This is a genomic window from Saccharopolyspora sp. NPDC002578 (assembly GCF_053592695.1).
On the sequence record NZ_JBSFWJ010000007.1, the window covers coordinates 126,831 to 145,245 of the forward strand.

15 protein-coding genes are annotated in these 18,415 nt (G+C 71.7%); 6 read left to right on the top strand and 9 right to left on the bottom strand.

What is annotated here, in order from left to right:
* Positions 1-12 precede the first annotated feature (12 nt).
* The 3 genes from ACWD38_RS06215 to mca all read right to left on the bottom strand — a co-directional run bounded on the left by ACWD38_RS06215 (position 13) and on the right by mca (position 3,344).
* The gene (locus ACWD38_RS06215; protein ID WP_450123479.1) at positions 13-2,028 is read right to left on the bottom strand and encodes a thioredoxin domain-containing protein; all 2,016 of its coding nucleotides are present in this window, start codon (positions 2,026-2,028) and stop codon (positions 13-15) included.
* Positions 2,029-2,124: 96 nt separating this feature from the next.
* Positions 2,125-2,466 carry a hypothetical protein gene (locus ACWD38_RS06220; protein ID WP_184476784.1) on the bottom strand — a complete coding sequence of 114 codons (342 nt, stop codon included), beginning with the start codon at positions 2,464-2,466 and terminating at the stop codon, positions 2,125-2,127.
* Positions 2,463-3,344 (bottom strand): mycothiol conjugate amidase Mca, encoded by an 882-nt coding sequence (mca, locus tag ACWD38_RS06225; protein WP_184476783.1) that lies wholly within the window; start codon positions 3,342-3,344, stop codon positions 2,463-2,465. Before mca ends, ACWD38_RS06220 begins: the two co-directional genes overlap by 4 nt.
* A gap of 181 nt (positions 3,345-3,525) precedes the next feature.
* On the opposite strand from mca, the gene ACWD38_RS06230 reads away from it, so the two are divergent.
* A complete protein-coding gene (locus ACWD38_RS06230) occupies positions 3,526-3,960 on the top strand; it encodes a DUF4307 domain-containing protein (protein ID WP_266091285.1) in 435 nt (144 codons plus the stop codon).
* Positions 3,961-4,147: 187 nt separating this feature from the next.
* A complete protein-coding gene (gene greA, locus ACWD38_RS06235; RefSeq protein ID WP_450123480.1) occupies positions 4,148-4,636 on the top strand; it encodes a transcription elongation factor GreA in 489 nt (162 codons plus the stop codon).
* A 203-nt stretch (positions 4,637-4,839) separates the two neighbouring features.
* Here greA and ACWD38_RS06240 read toward each other — a convergent pair whose 3' ends face one another.
* Both ACWD38_RS06240 and ACWD38_RS06245 read right to left on the bottom strand, forming a co-directional pair.
* On the bottom strand, positions 4,840-7,569 hold the full coding sequence (locus tag ACWD38_RS06240) for a family 78 glycoside hydrolase catalytic domain (RefSeq protein WP_450123481.1): 2,730 nt from the start codon (positions 7,567-7,569) through the stop codon (positions 4,840-4,842).
* A 291-nt stretch (positions 7,570-7,860) separates the two neighbouring features.
* Entirely contained in the window at positions 7,861-8,358 is a 498-nt protein-coding gene (locus ACWD38_RS06245) for an Lrp/AsnC ligand binding domain-containing protein (protein WP_184476779.1), read from the bottom strand.
* A gap of 219 nt (positions 8,359-8,577) precedes the next feature.
* On the opposite strand from ACWD38_RS06245, the gene hppD reads away from it, so the two are divergent.
* Positions 8,578-9,723, top strand: a complete 1,146-nt coding sequence (gene hppD / locus ACWD38_RS06250) for a 4-hydroxyphenylpyruvate dioxygenase (RefSeq protein WP_246457285.1) — start codon at positions 8,578-8,580, stop codon at positions 9,721-9,723.
* Positions 9,724-9,907: 184 nt separating this feature from the next.
* Here hppD and ilvA read toward each other — a convergent pair whose 3' ends face one another.
* Positions 9,908-11,119, bottom strand: coding sequence for a threonine ammonia-lyase (ilvA, locus tag ACWD38_RS06255; protein WP_184476777.1), 1,212 nt, complete (start codon positions 11,117-11,119; stop codon positions 9,908-9,910).
* Positions 11,120-11,294: 175 nt separating this feature from the next.
* On the opposite strand from ilvA, the gene ACWD38_RS06260 reads away from it, so the two are divergent.
* Positions 11,295-11,543: a hypothetical protein gene (locus tag ACWD38_RS06260; protein ID WP_450123482.1), complete on the top strand. Its 249-nt coding sequence runs from the start codon at positions 11,295-11,297 to the stop codon at positions 11,541-11,543.
* A 72-nt stretch (positions 11,544-11,615) separates the two neighbouring features.
* On the opposite strand, the gene ACWD38_RS06265 is transcribed toward ACWD38_RS06260, so the two are convergent.
* From ACWD38_RS06265 to ACWD38_RS06275, 3 genes are all read right to left on the bottom strand, one after another.
* Entirely contained in the window at positions 11,616-12,752 is a 1,137-nt protein-coding gene (locus tag ACWD38_RS06265) for a cystathionine gamma-synthase (protein ID WP_450123483.1), read from the bottom strand.
* A gap of 143 nt (positions 12,753-12,895) precedes the next feature.
* A complete protein-coding gene (locus tag ACWD38_RS06270; RefSeq protein ID WP_450123484.1) occupies positions 12,896-14,221 on the bottom strand; it encodes a hypothetical protein in 1,326 nt (441 codons plus the stop codon).
* Between the two features lie 106 nt (positions 14,222-14,327).
* Positions 14,328-15,698: a cystathionine beta-synthase gene (locus ACWD38_RS06275; protein WP_184476769.1), complete on the bottom strand. Its 1,371-nt coding sequence runs from the start codon at positions 15,696-15,698 to the stop codon at positions 14,328-14,330.
* Positions 15,699-15,954: 256 nt separating this feature from the next.
* Here ACWD38_RS06275 and ACWD38_RS06280 point away from each other — a divergent pair, with 256 nt between their 5' ends.
* Together ACWD38_RS06280 and ACWD38_RS06285 are read left to right on the top strand one after the other, a co-directional pair.
* Positions 15,955-16,875: an SGNH/GDSL hydrolase family protein gene (locus ACWD38_RS06280; RefSeq protein ID WP_184476767.1), complete on the top strand. Its 921-nt coding sequence runs from the start codon at positions 15,955-15,957 to the stop codon at positions 16,873-16,875.
* 194 nt (positions 16,876-17,069) lie between these two features.
* Positions 17,070-18,290 (top strand): acetyl-CoA C-acetyltransferase, encoded by a 1,221-nt coding sequence (locus ACWD38_RS06285; RefSeq protein WP_184476766.1) that lies wholly within the window; start codon positions 17,070-17,072, stop codon positions 18,288-18,290.
* Positions 18,291-18,415 lie beyond the last annotated feature (125 nt).

The following is an 18,415-nucleotide window of genomic DNA, read 5'->3' on the forward strand; positions in this document are numbered from 1 at the left end:
GCGGCGCGCTGATCAGCGGGCGAGCGCGGACATCAGCTCGTCGGCCGAAGTGACCGGGCGATCGCAGACGTACCCGCGGCAGACGTAGGCGGCGGTGCGCCCGTCGACGAGGCCGCGCCCGGCCAGCAGCGGCACCGCGTCCGCCTCCGGTGGTCCCGCCACCGCGACCGCGCCGCCCGGCGCGTGCCTGCGGGCGACGGCCAGCAGCTCGGCCCGGTCCGCGTCCTGGTCTCCGGCGACGGCGATCTGCACGGGCCCGTGCGCCAGCGCCTCGGCGGTGGCCAGCCAGTGCCCGGCGAAGCGCGGGGCGCGCTGCCCCAGCAGTCCCGCCCTGGACACCGCCTGCTCGGCGGCCTCGCGGTACCGGGTGGCGCGGTCCGAGCCGGCCAGCGCGGCGGCCGTCAGCAGCGCGGCGGCGGTCGCCGAAGCACCCGACGGGCTGGCGTTGTCCGTGGGATCGGAGGGTCGCCGCACCAGCGCCTCCGCGTCCGCGGCGGTGTCGTAGAAGACGCCGGGGTTCTCGTGATCGGCGAACTTGTCCAGCGCGGTGTCCAGCAGCTCGCACGCCGCGTCCAGCCACCGCCGCTCACCCGTGGCCTGGTGCAGCGCGAGCAACCCCTCCGCGAGGCAGCCGTGGTCCTCCAGGACCCCGGCCGCATGGCCCACGACGCCGTCGCGGGAGCTGCGGCGCAACCGCCCGTCGACGAGGTGCCGCTCGACCAGCAGCTCGGCGACCCGGGCGGCGTCGGTGATCCACTGCGGTTCGTCGAGGACCGCGGCGGCTTCGACCAGCGCGGTCAGCGCCATGCCGTTCCACGCCGTGACCACCTTGTCGTCGATCCCCGGCTGCGGCCGGCGGGCGCGGGCGTCCGCGAGGACCTCGCGAACCCGGCGCCACCGCACCGGGTCGTCAGGATCCCGGTGCAGCTGGAGGGTGGAGGCGCCGTGCTCGAAGGTGCCGTCCGGGGTCACGGCGAGCAGCGCCGCGGCCCACTGCGCGTCCTGCTCGCCGAGCACTTCGCGCAGCTCCTCCGGCGTCCAGACGTAGGTGAGCCCTTCGACGCCCTCGGTGTCGGCGTCGAGGGACGCGGCGAACGCGCCTTCGGCGGTGCGCAGGTCTCGCAGCAGGAACTCACCGGTCTCGCGGGTCACCCGCCGCGCCGACTCAGCCGAGTCGGTGTCCAGCCGTGCCAAGTGGGCGTAGGCGCGCAGCAGCAGGGCGTTGTCGTAGAGCATCTTCTCGAAGTGCGGCACGACCCATTCGGCGTCGACGCTGTAGCGCGCGAAACCACCGGCGAGCTGGTCGTACAGCCCGCCGCGGGCCATCGCCTCGCAGGACCGCTGCGCCAGCCGCAGCGCCCCGGCCGAGCCGGTGCGCTCGTGGTGGCGCAGCAGGAACTCCACGACCATCGACGGCGGGAACTTCGGCGCCCCGCCGAACCCGGCGTTCGCCTCGTCGAACTCGGAGCCCAGCCGGGACACCGCCGACTCCAGCACCTCGTCGTCCAGGCTGGATTCGGGAAGCGGCGGGCGCTGCCCGGCGAGCTGCTCGACGACTCGGGTCGCGGCCTGCCGAACCTCGGCGCCGCGCTCCGACCACGCCGCGGCCACGGCGTCGAGCAGCTGCGGGAACGACGGCATCCCGTGCAGCGGTTTCGGCGGGTAGTAGGTGCCGCAGTGGAACGGTTCGCCGTCCGGCGTGAGGAAGCACGTCATCGGCCAGCCGCCCTGCCCGGTCATGGCCTGGGTGGCCTCCATGTACACCGAGTCGACGTCGGGACGCTCCTCCCGGTCGACCTTGATGTTCACGAAGTGCTCGTTCATGACGGCCGCGATGTCGGCGTCCTCGAAGGACTCGTGCGCCATCACGTGGCACCAGTGGCACGCGGCGTAGCCGACCGACAGCAGCACCGGCACGTCCCGGCGGCGGGCCTCCTCGAACGCCTCCGGCGACCACGGCCACCACTGCACGGGGTTGTCCGCGTGCTGCAACAGGTACGGGCTGGTCGCGTCTTCAAGCCGGTTCATGCCGCAACCCTCCCACCCGCCGGTGATCACCGCACCCATCCGGCCCGGCGCCGGAACACCCCTGCTCGCAGGGTCGATCCGGCGCTCGGACGGGGGCTAGCGGGTAGTGGTACCGCCGCCCTTGGCTTCGGCGTCGGCCGCTTCGGGGTCGGCGTCACCCGCCGCGTCCGCTTCGGCCTTCGCCTTGGCTGCGGCTTCGGCTCGCTGGACGCGGGCCGGGGCCGCCGCGGCGGCGCGCTGCTCGTCGAAGCTGACCGGCAGCTTCTTCAAGTGCTTGGTCATCGAGCGGATCAGGAACGCCACCGCGATGGCGAACACGACCAGCAGCAACAGCCCCACCGGGGAGGACTTGCCGAAGTCCTCGCCCTGACCACCCGGGTCCGCCGGCGGAGCGGGCGACTGCGCGACCACCCAGGTCAGCGCCTCGTGCGCGTTCATGCCGACACCTTCTCCCGCACTCCGGAGAACAGGTCGTCCTCCGGCAACGTCGAATCGACCAGCGAGCGCACCAGCTCGTAGTCCTCCGTGGGCCACAGCGCTCGCTGGATGTCCAGCGGGACCGCGAACCACCGGCTGTCCGGGTCGATCTGGGTCGCGTGCGCGCGCAGCGCGTTGTCCCGCACCTCGAAGTATGCCCCGCACTCGACGCGGGTCGTGACCCGCTCGTCGTTGTCGGGCCTGCTGCCGTCCCACTTCGCGAGCCAGTCGCCGTAGGGCGACTCCAGGCCGCGCTCCAGCAGGGCGTCGTGGAACAGCTGCATCTTCTTCCGGGAGAAGCCGTGCGAGTAGTACAGCTTCAACGGCTGCCACGGCTCGCCCGCGTCCTGGTGCAGCTCCGGGTCGCCCGCCGCGTCGAACGCGGCCATCGACACCTCGTGGCAGCGGATGTGGTCGGGGTGCGGGTAACCGCCGTTCTCGTCGTAGGTGATCACGACGTGCGGGCGGAACTCGCGCAGCAGCGCCACCAGGTCGGCGGTCGGCCCCGCGGGATCGACCGTGGCGAAGCAGCCCTCCGGCAGCGGTGGCGTCGGATCGCCCTCGGGCAGGCCCGAGTCGACGTAGCCGAGCCAGCGGTGCCGGACGCCGAGGATCGCAGCGGCCTCCGCCATCTCCTGCCTGCGGATCGCCTGCATGTTGGCCAGCACGTCCGGTCGTTCCATGGCCGGGTTCAAGATGCTGCCCGCTTCACCACCCGTGCAGGTGACGACCATCACGTCATGGCCGTCGGCCACGTAGCGCGCGGTGGTCGCCGCCCCTTTGCTGGACTCGTCGTCCGGGTGCGCGTGCACCGTCATCAGACGCAGCTTCTCGGCCATCGGAGGCATGTTCCTTCCTGCTCACGTCACACCCGGCCCCGCTGACTGCCGGCCGGACACCCACAGGGATACTCAACGAGGGTGTCGCCACCCATTGTTCCCAATGGGCCGACATTCCCGAACGGCCGGGCGGGCATCGTCCGATCCGGCTAACCCCGATCGGAGCAGGAGGCGGCGGACGGTGAGCAGCCAGGTCCCCGAAGGGCGGTACGGGTCTCGCGCCCGGCGAACCGTCCCGCCGGTGGCCCGCTGGGCGCTCGGAGCCGTCGCGGTCGTCGTCCTCATCGCCGTGGCGCTCGTCGGGTACCAGAACCTGGGCAGCCCGCCGATCGAAGGCAAGCAGACCGCGTTCGAAGTGCTCGACGACGGTTCCGTCCAGGTCACCGCCGAAGTGCGGCGCGACGATCCGGCCAAGCCCGCCGCGTGCGTGATCCGGGGTCGCGCGGAATCCGGCGAAGAGGTCGGGCGAAAAGAGATTCTGGTGCCCCCGGCGGACGGCACGATCCAGCTGGGCACGGTGCTCCGTACCTCTCATCGAGCGACCATCGGGGAGGTGTACGGCTGTACCTACCGCGTTCCTGAATATTTGTCCACCCACCAGCGGCCAACCGGGTGAACAACTCTAGTCGGCCCCGGATGCTGAGATAATGCACTCCTTCGGTGGGCTGATTTGTGCTATCGTCATCAGCAGCACGGTCCCGCGCGGGCCGTGTTTTTTCCGTTCCTAGCAGTACCCGGAATTCGCAAGGACGGAAGTTGTCGGCCCGCGGAAGGCGGGTCGCCGTCGACGAGGAGTGGTGACCGTGAGCGATACCCAGGTGACCTGGCTGACCCAGGATGCTTATGCGCGGCTCAAGGGCGAGCTCGATGAGCTCGTGGCCAACCGCCCGGTGATCGCCGCGAAGATCAACGAGGCCCGGGAGGAAGGCGACCTCAAGGAGAACGGCGGGTACCACGCCGCTCGCGAGGAGCAGGGCCAGCTCGAGTCGCGCATCCGCCAGCTGCAGGAACTGCTGCGCACCGCCCAGGTCGGCGACGTGCCCACGGAGTCCGGCGTGGCCAAGCCCGGATCCGTGCTGACCGTGCGCTACGACGGCGAGGACGACACCGAGCAGTTCCTGCTGGCCAACCGGGAAGAGGGCGCGCACGGCGACCTCGAGGTGTACTCCCCGACCTCCCCGCTGGGCCAGGCGCTGCTGGAGGCCAAGGAAGGCGAGACGCGGGAGTACGAACTGCCCAACGGCGGCACCATGAAGGTGACCCTGGTCAAGGCCGAGCCTTTCGCCGGCTGAACCATCAGCGGTAGCGGGCGTGACCTGAGCACGCCCGCTCCGCTTATCGGCGCTCGCTTTATCGCGCACTCCGGGCGGCGCGCGCACGTCTTCGCATCACGCCCCCGATAACACGACGCGCTTGGTCTCGCAGACCACTCGATCAGCGAGACCAACCCGTTCGGCTCCCGTTGCCGCGCATCGTGGATTTCGCATCGAAAACGTCAGGAAGTGAATTCCCACTTTCCTGAACCGATCTCGTACACATCGTATTCAGCGTCCCGTCGAATGAATGACGCATTCGGATCGGCGCGCACCGCGATCGGCACGTGGACCTCGGCGGTGGTGTTCACCGGAACCTCCGCTTCGAGCCGGTACCCGCCGTCCACCCGGGACCACCGCGTCGCGATCTCCCCGTACGGCCCGGAGAACCGCGCGGCCGCCCGCCGCACGCCGCCGCCCGGGCGCGGTCGCACGAGCACCCTGCGGAAACCCGGGTCGAGCGGTTCGATGCCCGCGATCGTCCGGTACATCCATTCGCCGACGGAACCGTAGGCGTAATGGTTGAACGAATTCATCGACGGATCGTTGAACTCGCCGTCCGGCCGGATCGAGTCCCAGCGCTCCCACATGGTCGTGGCACCGCGGTCGATCTGATACCCCCACGAGGGGAATTCGCGCTGCTCCAGCAGCCGGTAAGCGGTGTCGAGGTGACCGGTGTCGGTGAGCACCGGCAACAGGTACGGGGTGCCGAGGAAACCCGTGGCCAGGTGCCCGCCGCGCTGCTCGATGAGCGAGACCAGCCGATCGGCCCCGGCGGCGCGCAGCTCCGCGGGCACCAGGTCGAACGACAGCGCGAGCACGTATCCGGTCTGGGTGTCGCCACGGCCCGCCGCGGCGTCGTCGCGCAAGCGGCCGGTCTCGTCCAGGTAAGCCCGCTGGAAGGCCTCGCGCACTCGTCCGTGGTGGTCGCGGTGACGCTGCGCGTCGGCCGTTTCGCCGAGCGCGTCGGCGGCCTGCGCGGCCGCCCGCGCCGCGTAGCCGACCCAGGCGGTGGCGATGAGGTCGCGCCGCGTCTCCTCGTCCACGTTGAGCCAGTCCCCGTAGCGCGCCCCGTCCGCCGGGCGCAGGTCCCCGTCGCTGGTCGCGGTCAGGTGGTCGAGCCAGCGCAGCATCGCCGGGTAGTTCTCCGCGAGCGCCCGCCGGTCGCCGAAGCGCTCGTAGAGCAACCACGGGACCGTGACGCCCGCGTCGCCCCACCCGGCCGTTCCCGCGCCGAGGTCGCCGACGGCGGGAGCGACGTCGGGGAACGCGCCGTCCGCGCTCTGGGCGTCGCGCAGGTCGGTGGTCCACTTCGCGAGGAACCCGGCCGAGCCCGCGACGTAGGCGGCGGTCCCGCAGAACACGTTGATGTCGCCGGTCCAGCCGAGCCGCTCGTCGCGGGCCGGGGTGTCGGTGGGAATGGACAGGAAGTTGCCGCGCTGCCCCCAGGTGATGTTGCGCTGCAACCGGTCCAGCATCGGCTGATCGGTGCTCAGCGACATCGTCTGCGGCAGGTCGCTGTGCAGCACCAGGCCCACCACGTCGGCCGGTTCGGGGGCGGCGCCGGTGACCTCGACGTAGCGGAAGCCGTGGAAGGTGAACTTCGGTTCCAGGACCGCGGCGCCGCCGGCGAGCACGTAGGTGTCGGTGGCGGTGGCCTCCCGCAGGTTGTCGGTGTAGGCGGTGCCGTCGGGGTTGAGGACCTCCGCGTGCCGCACCCGCACCTCGGTGCCCGCCGCCGCGTCGACGTGCAGCCGCACCACGCCCACGATGTTCTGGCCCAGGTCGTAGACGAAGGTGCCGGGGGCGGGTTCGGTCCGGTTCACCGCGGGCAGCTGCTCGGTCGCGCGCACCGGCGGATCGGCTTGGGCGACGGGGGCGACCGCGATGCCGTCGTCGACTTCGACGGCGGTCCAGGAGCTCGCGTCGTAGCCGGGCGAGCTCCAGCCCGGGGTCGCGGCGCGGGCGTCCTGCTCCTCGCCCATCAGCAGGTCGGAGGAGCGGATGGCTCCGGTCGCCGTGCGCCAGCCGTCGTCGGTGCCGACGGTGCTGCGGCTCCCGTCCGCGTGGTCGAGCTCCAGCTGCGCTCGCAGCAGCGGCCGGTCGCCGTACTGGCCGGGACCGAACATGCCCACGTGCCCCGCGTACCAGCCGGGCCCGAGGTGCGCGCCGAGCACGTTGTCGCCGTCGCGCACCAGTTCCGTCACGTCGTAGGTCTGGTACTGCACCCGCACCCGGTAGTCGGTCCAGCCGGGCGCGAGCCGGTGATCGCCGACGCGGTGGCCGTTGAGCTCCGGTTCGTAGACGCCGAGCGCGGTGGCGTAGAGCCGGGCGCGCACGACCGGGGCGGCGACGTGGAAGTCCTTGCGCAGCTGCGCGGTGCCGCCGTCGGGTGGCCGGATCCAGCGGGCCGTCCAGTTCGCCGCGTCCTGCAGGCCGGTCTCCCACCAGGCCGGTTCTCCGTACGGCGAGGCGGTGCCCTGCGCGTCCCAGACCCGGACCGACCACCAGTAGCGGGTGCGCGGGCGCAGCGGGGGGCCGCCGTATTCGACGAGCAGCGAGTCCCCCGCGGGCACCTCGCCGCTGTCCCACACGTCGGCGGAGCCTTCGCGCAGCAGGTCGGCGGAGGTCGCCACGAGCAGCCGGTAGGCGGATTGCACCTGGTCACGCGCATCGGAACCGAGGTGCCAGCTCAGCCGTGGCCGGGGCACGTCGAGGCCGAGCGGTTCGGCCGCGTGTTCCACGCCGGTGCCGGTCACGCGGATGCCGGGCCCGGCGGCGGCCGTGCCGCCGGGGCTCATCGCGACGAACGCGGCGGTGCCCGCGGTGGCTTTGAGGACGGTGCGCCGGGTCGGTCCAGGACGGTCCATGTCGCCTTCCTTCTCCCAGCGCGGGGCGCCGGTGGCGATCACGGGCGGGTGGATCTTCGCCGGCGGGGATCGCGGATCAGCACTGCGCTGGGCTGTTCCGGAGTGAGCTCGGACGGATCAGTTAAACGTTTCATGCCTGCGCATCAACACCGCTGGACGGGCGGCGCGGGTGCAAACCGAGAGGTTGCCTCGGATTTGCAACGAAATCGCATGCGGTCAGGGGCAGCGACGAACGATCACCGCGAGGAACGGGCCGGGCCGAGTCGAACCCCAGCGGGCGCAGTGATCTTAAAACGTTTCAAAAAGAAAGATACTCAGCCCCGCGCGAGATCGTCAAGGCGCGGCCGGAGGATCACCCGCCAGCCGCTCCAGCAACGGCCGCACCCGCGGCGGCACCGGCGTGGACAACGCGATCGACGTCGACGTCCGCAACACCTGCGGCGCCGCCACCACCTCGTCGATCACCCGCTGCAGGTCCGCGTTCGAACGCGCCACCAACCGCACCCACAGATCGCCCTCGCCGGTGGTCGTGTGCACCTCGCACACCTCGTCGATCGCGGCCAGCCGCTGCGCCACCGCGTTGCGCTGCCCCTGCGCGATCTCCAGCACCGCGAACGCGGTCAACCCGTACCCCATCGCCGCCAGGTTCAGATCCGGCGGGAAACCGCGCAGCACCCCGCGCCGACGCATCCGGTCCAGCCGAGCCTGCACCGTCCCGCGCGCCACGCCGAGGCGCCGCGAGCACTCCAGCACGCCGAGGCGCGGCTCGTCGGCCAGCAACAGCAGCAGCCGGGCGTCGAGCGCGTCCAGCTCGGTCTCCTCGAAGTCCACCAGCGCCTCCCTGCACAACCTGACCAGCCGATCCGCCCGCCGATCGGCACTTCTGCACACCTTGCCCAGCAGAACGGAAGTCCCTTGCGCAGCATGCCCGACCGGCTCACGCTGCAGCGCACGAACCTCGCACAAGGCAGGGAGGCCATCGTGACCGGCACCGTCGACCACGACGACATCGGCACCACCGGCAAGCTCGATGACGTCACCTTCGATCAGATGCGCCGACTCGTCGGACTCGTCGACCACGACACGAGCCACGACCCGTTCCCGGTGCGGGCGATGGACGCGGTCGTGTTCGTCGTCGGCAACGCCACCCAGAGCGCGCTGTTCTACCAGGTCGCGTTCGGCATGGAGCTCGTCGCCTACCGCGGCCCCGAACACGGCTACCGCGACCACAAGTCCTACGTGCTCAAGTCCGGCTCCGCCCGCTTCGTGCTGCAGGGAGCCGTCGATCCGGACAGCCCGCTCGCCGACCACCACCGGGCGCACGGCGACGGCGTGGTCGACCTCGCGCTGGAAGTGCAGGACGTGGACCGCTGCGTCGAACACGCCCGCGCGCAGGGCGCGACGGTGCTCGACGAGCCAAACGACCTCACCGACGAGCACGGGGTGGTGCGCACCGCTGCCATCGCGACCTACGGCGAGACCAGGCACACCCTGATCGACCGCAGCCGCTACACCGGCCCGTACCTGCCCGGGTACGTCGCCCGCAGCAGCGGCTACGTCAAACCGGAAGGGGCGCCGAAACGCCTGTTCCAGGCCGTCGACCACTGCGTCGGCAACGTCGAACTCGGCGACATGGACCGCTGGGTCGGGTTCTACAACCGGGTGCTGGGCTTCGTGAACATGGCCGAGTTCGTCGGCGACGACATCGCCACCGAGTACTCCGCGCTGATGAGCAAGGTCGTCGCCAACGGCAACCACCGGGTCAAGTTCCCGCTCAACGAGCCCGCCGCCGGGCGCAAGAAGTCGCAGATCGACGAGTACCTGGAGTTCTACCGGGGCGCGGGCTGCCAGCACATCGCGCTGGCCACCGGCGACATCCTGCGCACCATCACCGCGATGCGCGCCGCCGGCGTGGAGTTCCTCGCCACGCCCGACTCGTACTACGACGACCCGGAGCTGCGGGCCCGCATCGGGGAGGTGCGGCTGCCGATCGAGACCTTGAAGGAGCACGGCATCCTCGTCGACCGCGACGAGGACGGCTACCTGCTGCAGATCTTCACCAAGCCGATCGGCGACCGGCCGACGGTGTTCTACGAGCTCATCGAGCGGCACGGCTCGCTGGGCTTCGGCAAGGGCAACTTCAAGGCGCTGTTCGAAGCCATCGAGAGGGAGCAGGAACTGCGCGGCAACCTCTGAGGCACGCTTCCTCCGATCCTTCGCGACGAAGATCGAAGGCAACCTCCGAGGTCGCCTCGCCGTCCCACGCAGGGGGTCGGGTTGAACCCCGGCGGGTCCCGCGCCGTTCGCGCGCGGACCCGCCGGGGCCTGCGGCGGTGCCGGTGCGCGTGATCACCGGCATCGCCGCCGCACGATCAGTGCTTCAGCGTTCGGAGGTGACGGTGAAGCCCGCGCGGGTCAGCTCGGCGACCACGTGCTCGCGGTGCTCCGGCCCGCGCGTCTCCAGGCTGATCTCCACGTCGACCTCGCCGAGCGCGAGGGCGCCGGAGATCCGGGAGTGCTCGATGTCGAGCACGTTCGCCGCCAAGTCCCCGAGCTGAGCGACCAGTCCCGCCAGCGACCCCGGCCGGTCCGGCAGGCGCACCCGCAGCGACAGGTAGCGGCCCGCCGAGGTCATGCCGTGCCGGATCAGTTGCAACAGCAGCAGCGGATCGATGTTGCCGCCGGAGAGCACCGCCACCGTCGGCGCCGTCATCAGGTCCGGGCGCTCCAGGATTCCCGCGACGGCGGCGACCCCGGCCGGTTCGGCGACCAGCTTCATCCGCTCCAGGCACAGCAGCAACGCCCGCGACAAGGCCTGCTCGCTGACCGTGATCATGTCGTCGACGAGCGCGGACACGTGCGCGAACGTCACCTCGCCGGGCTCGGCGACGGCGATCCCGTCGGCCATCGTGCGGGTGTCCTCGATGCGCACCGGCGCGCCCCGCTCCAGCGACGCGGGCCAGGCGGCGGCCTGCTCGGCCTGCACGCCGATCACCCGCACCTGGGGGCGCACGGCCTTCACCGCGGCGGCCACTCCGCTGATCAGGCCGCCGCCGCCGGTCGGCACCACCACCGTGCCTGCGTGCGGGAGCTGTTCGAGGATCTCCAGCCCGACCGTGCCCTGCCCGGCCAGGACGTCCGGGTGGTCGAACGGGTGGATGAACTCCGCGCCCGTCCGGTCGGCGTGCTCCTTGGCCAGGGAGAGGGTTTCGGACAGCACCGCGCCCTCCGCCCGCACCGTCGCGCCGTAGGACTGGGTCGCCGCCAGCTTCGGCAGCGTCGCGCGCTCCGGCATGAACACGGTGGAGCGGATGCCCAGCAGCGACGCCGCCAAGGCGACGCCCTGCGCGTGGTTGCCCGCGCTGGCCGCCACCACCCCGGCGGCGCGCTGCCGCTCGTCGAGCGCGCGCAACCGGACGTAGGCGCCGCGCAACTTGAACGCCCCCGTGCGCTGGAGGTTCTCGCACTTCAGGTGCACGTCACCGCCGACGTGATCGCTGAGCACCCTGGAGTGCGCGAGCGGGGTCCGCCGGACCACGTCGGAGAGCTCCTTGGCCGCGGCGTGGATCCGGTCCAGGCTGATCAGGTGCATACCGCCAATCGTGCACCAGCGCGAACCACGACCGCCGAGCGAGGTGTTGGGTACGCTGCGCAGTACGCGTGATCGACCTGCGGCACCGGGGCTCTGCCGGGCGCACGCGGCGGACCCACTACTGCGCAGCGGCGCGCGGAGCAGGCGCTGGCGGGGAGGACGTATGGCACCGGCGATGGCTTCGACGGGAACGTTGTCACTGGTGGGCGGCGTCGCGCTGGCGACGGTCCTGTCCGCGGCGGCGGTGTTCGCGGTGGCTCAGAGCGGCTGCGACGATCCCGGCACGTACCGCGAGCGGGACGGCGTCGTCGAGCTCATCGGCGGGTGCGTGCAAGCGGAGGACCTGCCCGTCACGCCGGCGCCGCAGCTCGGCGACGCACCGCACTCGCCGCCCGCGGACACCGACCCGTCGATCGCTCCCTGATCCGGACGGCTCGACGACGACGGCCCGTCCACCCGGCCGATGCCGGGCGAACGGGCCGCTGGTCCCTACTAGTCAGAGCGCCGCGAGCAGGTCCTCGACGAGGTCGTCGGCTTCCTCGATGCCGACCGACAGCCGCACCAGCTCGCCGGGCACCTGCAGCGCGGAGCCCGCGGTGCTGGCGTGGGTCATCTTGCCGGGGTGCTCGATCAGCGACTCGACCCCGCCGAGCGACTCCGCCAAGGTGAACAGGCGGGTCTTGGCGCACACGTCCAGCGCGGCCTGCTCGCCGTCGACGTGGATGAACGAGATCATGCCGCCGAAACCGTGCATCTGCTTCGCCGCGACCTCGTGACCGGGGTGCTCGGGCAGGCCCGGGTAGTAGACCTTGGCGACCTTCGGGTGCTCGCGCAGGGCCGCGGCGATGCGTCCCGCGTTGGCGCTGTGCCGGTCCATCCGCGCCGCCAGCGTCTTCACACCGCGCAGCGTCAGCCACGCGTCGAACGGACCGGGGACGGCGCCCGCGGTGTTCTGCAGGAACGCCACCGAGCTCGCCAGCGCGTCGTCGGAGGTGAGCACCGCGCCGCCGACCACGTCGGAGTGGCCGCCGAGGTACTTGGTGGTGGAGTGCACGACCACGTCCGCTCCCAGCTCCAGCGGACGCTGCAGGTACGGGGTGGCGAAGGTGTTGTCGACGACGAGCTTGAGGCCCGCGTCCCGCGAGACCTGCGCCAGCGCCGCGATGTCGGCGACGGTCAGCAGCGGGTTCGTGGGCGTTTCGACCCACAGCACCTTCGTCTCCGGCCGCACCGCCGCCCGCACCGCGTCGACGTCGGAGACCGGGACCGGCGTGTACTGCACGCCCCACTCGGTGAGCACCTTGTCGACCAGGCGGAACGTGCCGCCGTAGGCGTCATCGGGAATGATCATGTGGTCGCCGGGTCGCAGCGTCCCGCGCAGCACGGCGTCAGTGGCCGCCATCCCGGAGGAGAAGGCGCGGCCGTGCTTGGCGCCTTCGAGCTCCGCGAGGCACTGCTCCAGCGCGGTGCGGGTCGGGTTCCCGGTGCGCGAGTACTCGTACCCCGAGCGCATGCCGCCGACGCCGTCCTGGGCGTAGGTGGAGGTGGCGTGGATGGGGACGATCACCGAACCGGTCGTCGGATCGGGTTGCTGGCCCGCGTGGATCGCGCGGGTGGCGAAGCCATCACTCATATGCCGCAGCGTACGGACCACACGTCCCTCCGCCGTTCGGCAGGTCGCCGTTGCGATCCGACGCGTTCGGGCGAAGACCGCCGGGCGCACGACGACGGCCCCCGACCGAGGTGGTCGAGGGCCGTCGTGGCTGGTTCAGCGGGTCACCACTGGGGCGGCTGCTGCCCCGGCTGCTGCGGGTAGCCACCGGGCTGCGGCGGCTGCTGGCCGTACTGCGGCTGCCCGTACTGCGGGGGCTGGCCGTACTGCGGCTGTCCCGGCTGCGGCTGCCCGTACTGCGGCTGACCGTAGGGGTTCGGCTGGCCAGGCTGGGGCTGGCCGTAGGGGTTCGGCTGCCCCGGCTGCGGCTGGCCGTAAGGGTTGGGCTGGCCGGGCTGCTGCCCGAACTGCGGTTGCCCCGGCTGCTGCCCGAACTGCTGCGGTTCTCCGAACTGCGGCTGGCCAGGCTGGGGCTGGCCGTAGGGCTGCGGCTGGCCCGGCTGCGGCTGGCCGAACTGGGGCTGGCCGTACGGCTGCTGCGCGTAACCGGCCTGCGGGCCGCCCTGCGCGGCGGGACCGGCGTCAATCCATTCCCGTGTCGCGGGCAGCATCGCCAGTACCGCGATGGCGATCGGAAGGATCGCACCGACGATGTTGCCGATGACCTCCGGCACGGTGGTGGCGAATCCGATCGCGCTGATCAACGCGATCAACGCGGCGAGCCCGGCGCCACCTGCCGTCAAGTACGGCCCGAGAGGCTTGCGCAAGATCAGGAATACGCCACCCACCAGCATCACGATCACGCCGAGGAGGCTCAGCAACTGCAAGCCGCCTGGAAGGCCGGCGAAGATGCTCATTACGAGAACGCCGAGGACGTTCAGCCCACCAAGAACGGCGGCCACCCAGCCGGTGACCTTGGCGAGGGTGCCGTTCTCCGCACCGGATTGGCCCGGACCGCCGGGCATCTGCGGCGCGAACCCCGGCTGCCCGGGAGCGGCCTGCGGCGGCGGTGCGCCGAAACCGGCCTGCGGCGCCGGGAAGCCGCCACCGGGAGTACCGGCGGGCGGCTGCTGCGGGAAGCCGCCGGGCTGGCTCTGGGTGCCGGGCTGGCTGTACATCGGCTGCGGCGGCTGCATCGACGGCGGCACCATCTGCGTCGCCGACTCACCGCCGCCCGCGTTGCCGGGCTGTTCGTACATCGGCTGCGGCGGCTGCATCGACGGCGGCACGACCTGCGTGGAGTCCCCACCCGCGGACGGCTGCGCGGGACGCACGACCTGGGTGGAGTCCGCGGACGCCTGGCCCGCGTTCTGGTCCAGTTGCGCGGGGCGGACGACCTGAGTGGCGTCCGCGCCGGAGGACTGGTCGGTGGCCGGGGTCTGCGGGTCCAGCTGGGAACTGATCTGCGACTCGGCGGCCTGCGCCTCCGACTCGGTCCCCTGCGGTTGCTGTCCCTGCTGACCGCCGTCCGGCGGCTGCGGAGAGCTCATCGGGTTTCCTGACCCCCTTGGGCGTGAAGCATGACGTCTGAAGCGAGTTGATCGTCCACACGCTATCCGATATGTCAGCAGCGTAGCGGCCGTCCGTAACGAAAAGTCAACGCCCGGCGATGAACGCGAGCACGTCCTGGCGGGTGACCACACCGGCGGGCTTGCCGCCGATGAGGACCATCGCTCCGTCGGCGCCCGCCAGCGCCGACATCGCCGCGCTGACCTCCTCACCTGCGCCGATGGTGGGCAGCGGCGGGGACATGTGCTCTTCGATGCGGTCGGCGAGCTGCGCGCGACCGGCGAACAGCGCGTCGAGCAGGTCGCGTTCGTTGACCGCTCCGGCGATCTCCGCGACCATGATCGGCGGTTCGGCGTTGACGACCGGCATCTGGGACACCCCGAATTCCCGCAGGATGGCCACCGCCTCCGCGACGGTCTCGTTCGGGTGAACGTGGACGAGCTCGGGGATGGTGCCGTCCTTGCGCAGCAGCACGTCCTTGATGGCTGCGCCCGCGTGGTCCGGGGACAGGAAGCCGTACTTCGCCATCCACGAGTCGTTGAAGACCTTGCCGAGGTAACCCCGGCCGCCGTCGGGCAGCAGCACCACGATCACGTCGTCCGGCCCGGTGCGCTCCGCCACCCGCAGCGCCGCCGCGGCGGCCATCCCGCAGGAACCGCCGACGAGCAGCGCCTCCTCGCGGGCGAGGGACCGGGTCATGGTGAACGAGTCGGCGTCGGAGACGGGCACGATCTCGTCGCAGATGTCGCGGTCGTAGGTCGTCGGCCAGAAGTCCTCGCCGACGCCCTCGACGAGGTACGGCCGCCCGCCGCCGCCGGAGTACACCGAGCCCTCCGGGTCGGCGCCGATGATCTGCACCTTCCCGCCGGAGACCTCCTTGAGGTAGCGCCCGATGCCGGAGATGGTGCCGCCGGTGCCGATGCCCGCCACGAAGTGCGTGATGCGGCCTTCGGTCTGGCGCCAGATCTCCGGGCCGGTGCTCAGGTAGTGCGACTCGGGGTTGGCGGGGTTGGCGTACTGGTTGGGCTTCCAGGCGCCGTCGATCTCGGTGACGAGCCGGTCGGAGACGCTGTAGTAGGACTCGGCGTGCTCCGGCGGCACCGCGGTCGGGCAGACGACGACCTCGGCGCCGTACGCCTCCAGCACGCTGCGCTTGTCCTCGCTGACCTTGTCCGGGCAGACGAACACGCAGCGGTATCCCTTGCGCTGCGCCACCATCGCCAGGCCGACACCGGTGTTGCCGGAGGTGGGTTCGACGATGGTCCCGCCGGGCTTGAGCTCCCCGGAGTCCTCCGCGGCTTCGACCATGCGCAGCGCGATGCGGTCCTTGACGCTGCCGCCGGGGTTGAGGTACTCGACCTTCGCCAGCACCGGCGTCGAGGCGGACTCGGCCAGCGAGTTCAGCCGCACCAGCGGGGTGTTGCCGACGAGGTCGATGACGTGCTCGACGTAGTCCACAGCGAGTCCCTTTCGCTCTCCGTGACGATGTGGGGCTGAGCCTAAGTGCCCGATTCCCGCATCTTGTCGCACGGGTGGTCCGGTGGCGTGCCGTTCGGGCGGTTTCGACACCGGCGCGAGGTGATCCGTTCCACGCGGCGTGGTCCCCGGCTAACCCTGCTTCGCGGCGGGGCGACAAGCGGGTGGGAACGTTTCTCACCTCGAAGGCGTATTCAGTAGTAGGGACGCGTCGGGGTGGCGCGAGGAGGAGCGGGGCATGGTCGGGGCGCGGGTGTTACGGCTGGCGATGGTCGCGGCGGGGACCGTCGGAGGGGTGTCGGGCGCCGCGTACGGGCTGCTCAACGGGCAGTCCTGGTACGCGCGGCGAGCCATCGGCGAACCCGTCGGCGTCCCGTTCCGCTCGGACGGCGTCCACCTGCCGGACGGCACCGGTCCGGTCGCGTCGCCGCCGGAGGGCGATGCGCCGCTGCGGCTGGCGGTCCTCGGCGACTCCTCGGCGGCCGGGCTCGGTGTGGAGGCGCCGGACGAACTGCCGGGCGTGCGGATCGCCCGGGGCCTGGCGGCGGAGCTGGAGCGGCCGGTCGACCTGACCACTTACGCGATCGTGGGCTCCACGTCGCGGGACCTGGCGGCGCAGGTGGACGCGGCGCTGGTGGCCCCGCCCCAGCTGGTGCTGGTGATCATCGGCGCGAACGACGTCACGGCCCGGCTGTCGGTGGCGGAGTGCGCGGCGCTGCTCGGTGCCGCGGTGGCCCGGCTGCGGGAAGCCGGGGTGGGCGTGGTCGCCGGGACCTGCCCGGACCTGGGGGCGATCCGGCCGATCCCGCAGCCGCTGCGCTCGGTGGCCTCCTCGTGGAGCCTCGCGCTGGGCCGCGCCCAGCGCCACGCGGTGGAAGCCGCGGGCGGCGGCGCGGTGCCGCTGGCGGACCTGCTGTCCCCGGAGTTCCTGACCCGGCCGCAGGAGCTGTTCAGCCCCGACCGGTTCCACCCGTCGGCCGCGGGCTACGAGGCCGCCGCCGGGCTGCTGCTGCCCGCGTTGTGCTCGGCGATCGGCGAGTGGCAGGGCCCGCCGGTACCGCAGCCACCGGTCCGCTCGTCGGCGGCGGAAGCGCGTCGCCCCACCAGCCGCGTCGTGGCCCGCCTGAACCGGAGGTTCGGCCGCCGCCAGGCCACGTGAGCGCTCCGCTTCGGCGGCGGGCTTCGCCCGGTTCGGGCGGTGCCTCCGGGTAACGAGCGGCGCCGGGGCGGAGTTGCTGGTGACGGTCGTCTCAGCACGTCGGGACCGATGTCGGTCTTAAGGTGGCGCGAGTAGCCGGCCCAGCCGTGCCGCCGCCGGCGCGGCGTCCCGTAGGCGAACGAAGGAGTTCCCGAATGCCCGAAGCAGTCATCGTCTCCGCCACGCGCTCGCCCATCGGCCGCGCGGGCAAGGGCTCGCTGGTCGACGTGCGCCCGGACGACCTGGCCGCGCAGATGGTGCGCGCCGCGCTGGACAAGATCCCGCAGCTGGACCCCACCGAGATCGACGACCTGATGCTCGGTTGCGGCCTGCCCGGCGGCGAACAGGGCTTCAACATGGCCCGCGTCGTGTCGGTGCTGCTGGGTTACGACCAGCTGCCCGGCACCACCATCACCCGCTACTGCTCGTCGAGCCTGCAGACGACGCGGATGGCGCTGCACGCCATCAAGGCCGGTGAAGGTGACGTGTTCATCAGCGCCGGTGTGGAAGCGGTGTCCCGGTTCGCGAAGGGCAACTCGGACTCGCTCGACGACACGCACAACCCCGTGTTCGCCGACGCTGAGGCCCGCACCCAGGCCACCGGGGAGCAGGGCGCCGACGAGTGGGTCGACCCGCGCGAGTTCGGCAAGGTGCCCGACGTCTACATCCCGATGGGCCAGACCGCGGAGAACCTGGCGCGGGCCAAGGGCGTGAGCCGCGACGAGATGGACGAGTTCGGCGTGCGCTCGCAGAACCTGGCGGAGAAGGCCATCGCGGACGGGTTCTGGGCGCGGGAGATCACTCCGGTGACGACGCCCTCCGGCACGATCGTCGACGCCGACGACGGCCCGCGCGCCGGAGTCACGAAGGAGGCCGTGTCCGGCCTGAAGCCGGTGTTCCGCCCGGACGGCCGGATCACGGCCGGGAACTGCTGTTCCCTCAACGACGGCGCCGCCGCGCTGGTGATCATGAGCGACGTGAAGGCGAAGCAGCTGGGCCTGACCCCGCTGGCGCGGGTCGTGTCGACCGGCGTGTCCGGCCTGTCGCCGGAGATCATGGGCCTCGGCCCGGTGGAGGCCTCCAAGCAGGCCCTCAAGCGCGCCGGGCTGGGCGTCGGGGACATCGACCTGGTGGAGATCAACGAGGCGTTCGCCGCGCAGGTCATCCCCTCCTACCAGGAACTGGGCTTCCCGCTGGAGAAGGTCAACGTCAACGGCGGCGCCATCGCCGTCGGCCACCCGTTCGGCATGACCGGCGCCCGCATCACCAACACCCTGATCAACTCCCTCCAGTGGCACGACAAGCAGTTCGGCCTGGAGACCATGTGCGTCGGAGGCGGCCAGGGCATGGCGATGGTCCTGGAGCGGCTTTCCTGAAGGTGCCCCGGTCGGTTTGCTTTGGTGTCCGGGTAGCGGAACCTCAGGTGTCTTCTCGCTGCGGGATCTTTTTCCCGAGTGGCTACCTCGCGGATCAGGTGCAGCGCCTCGGATTCGAGGATGTC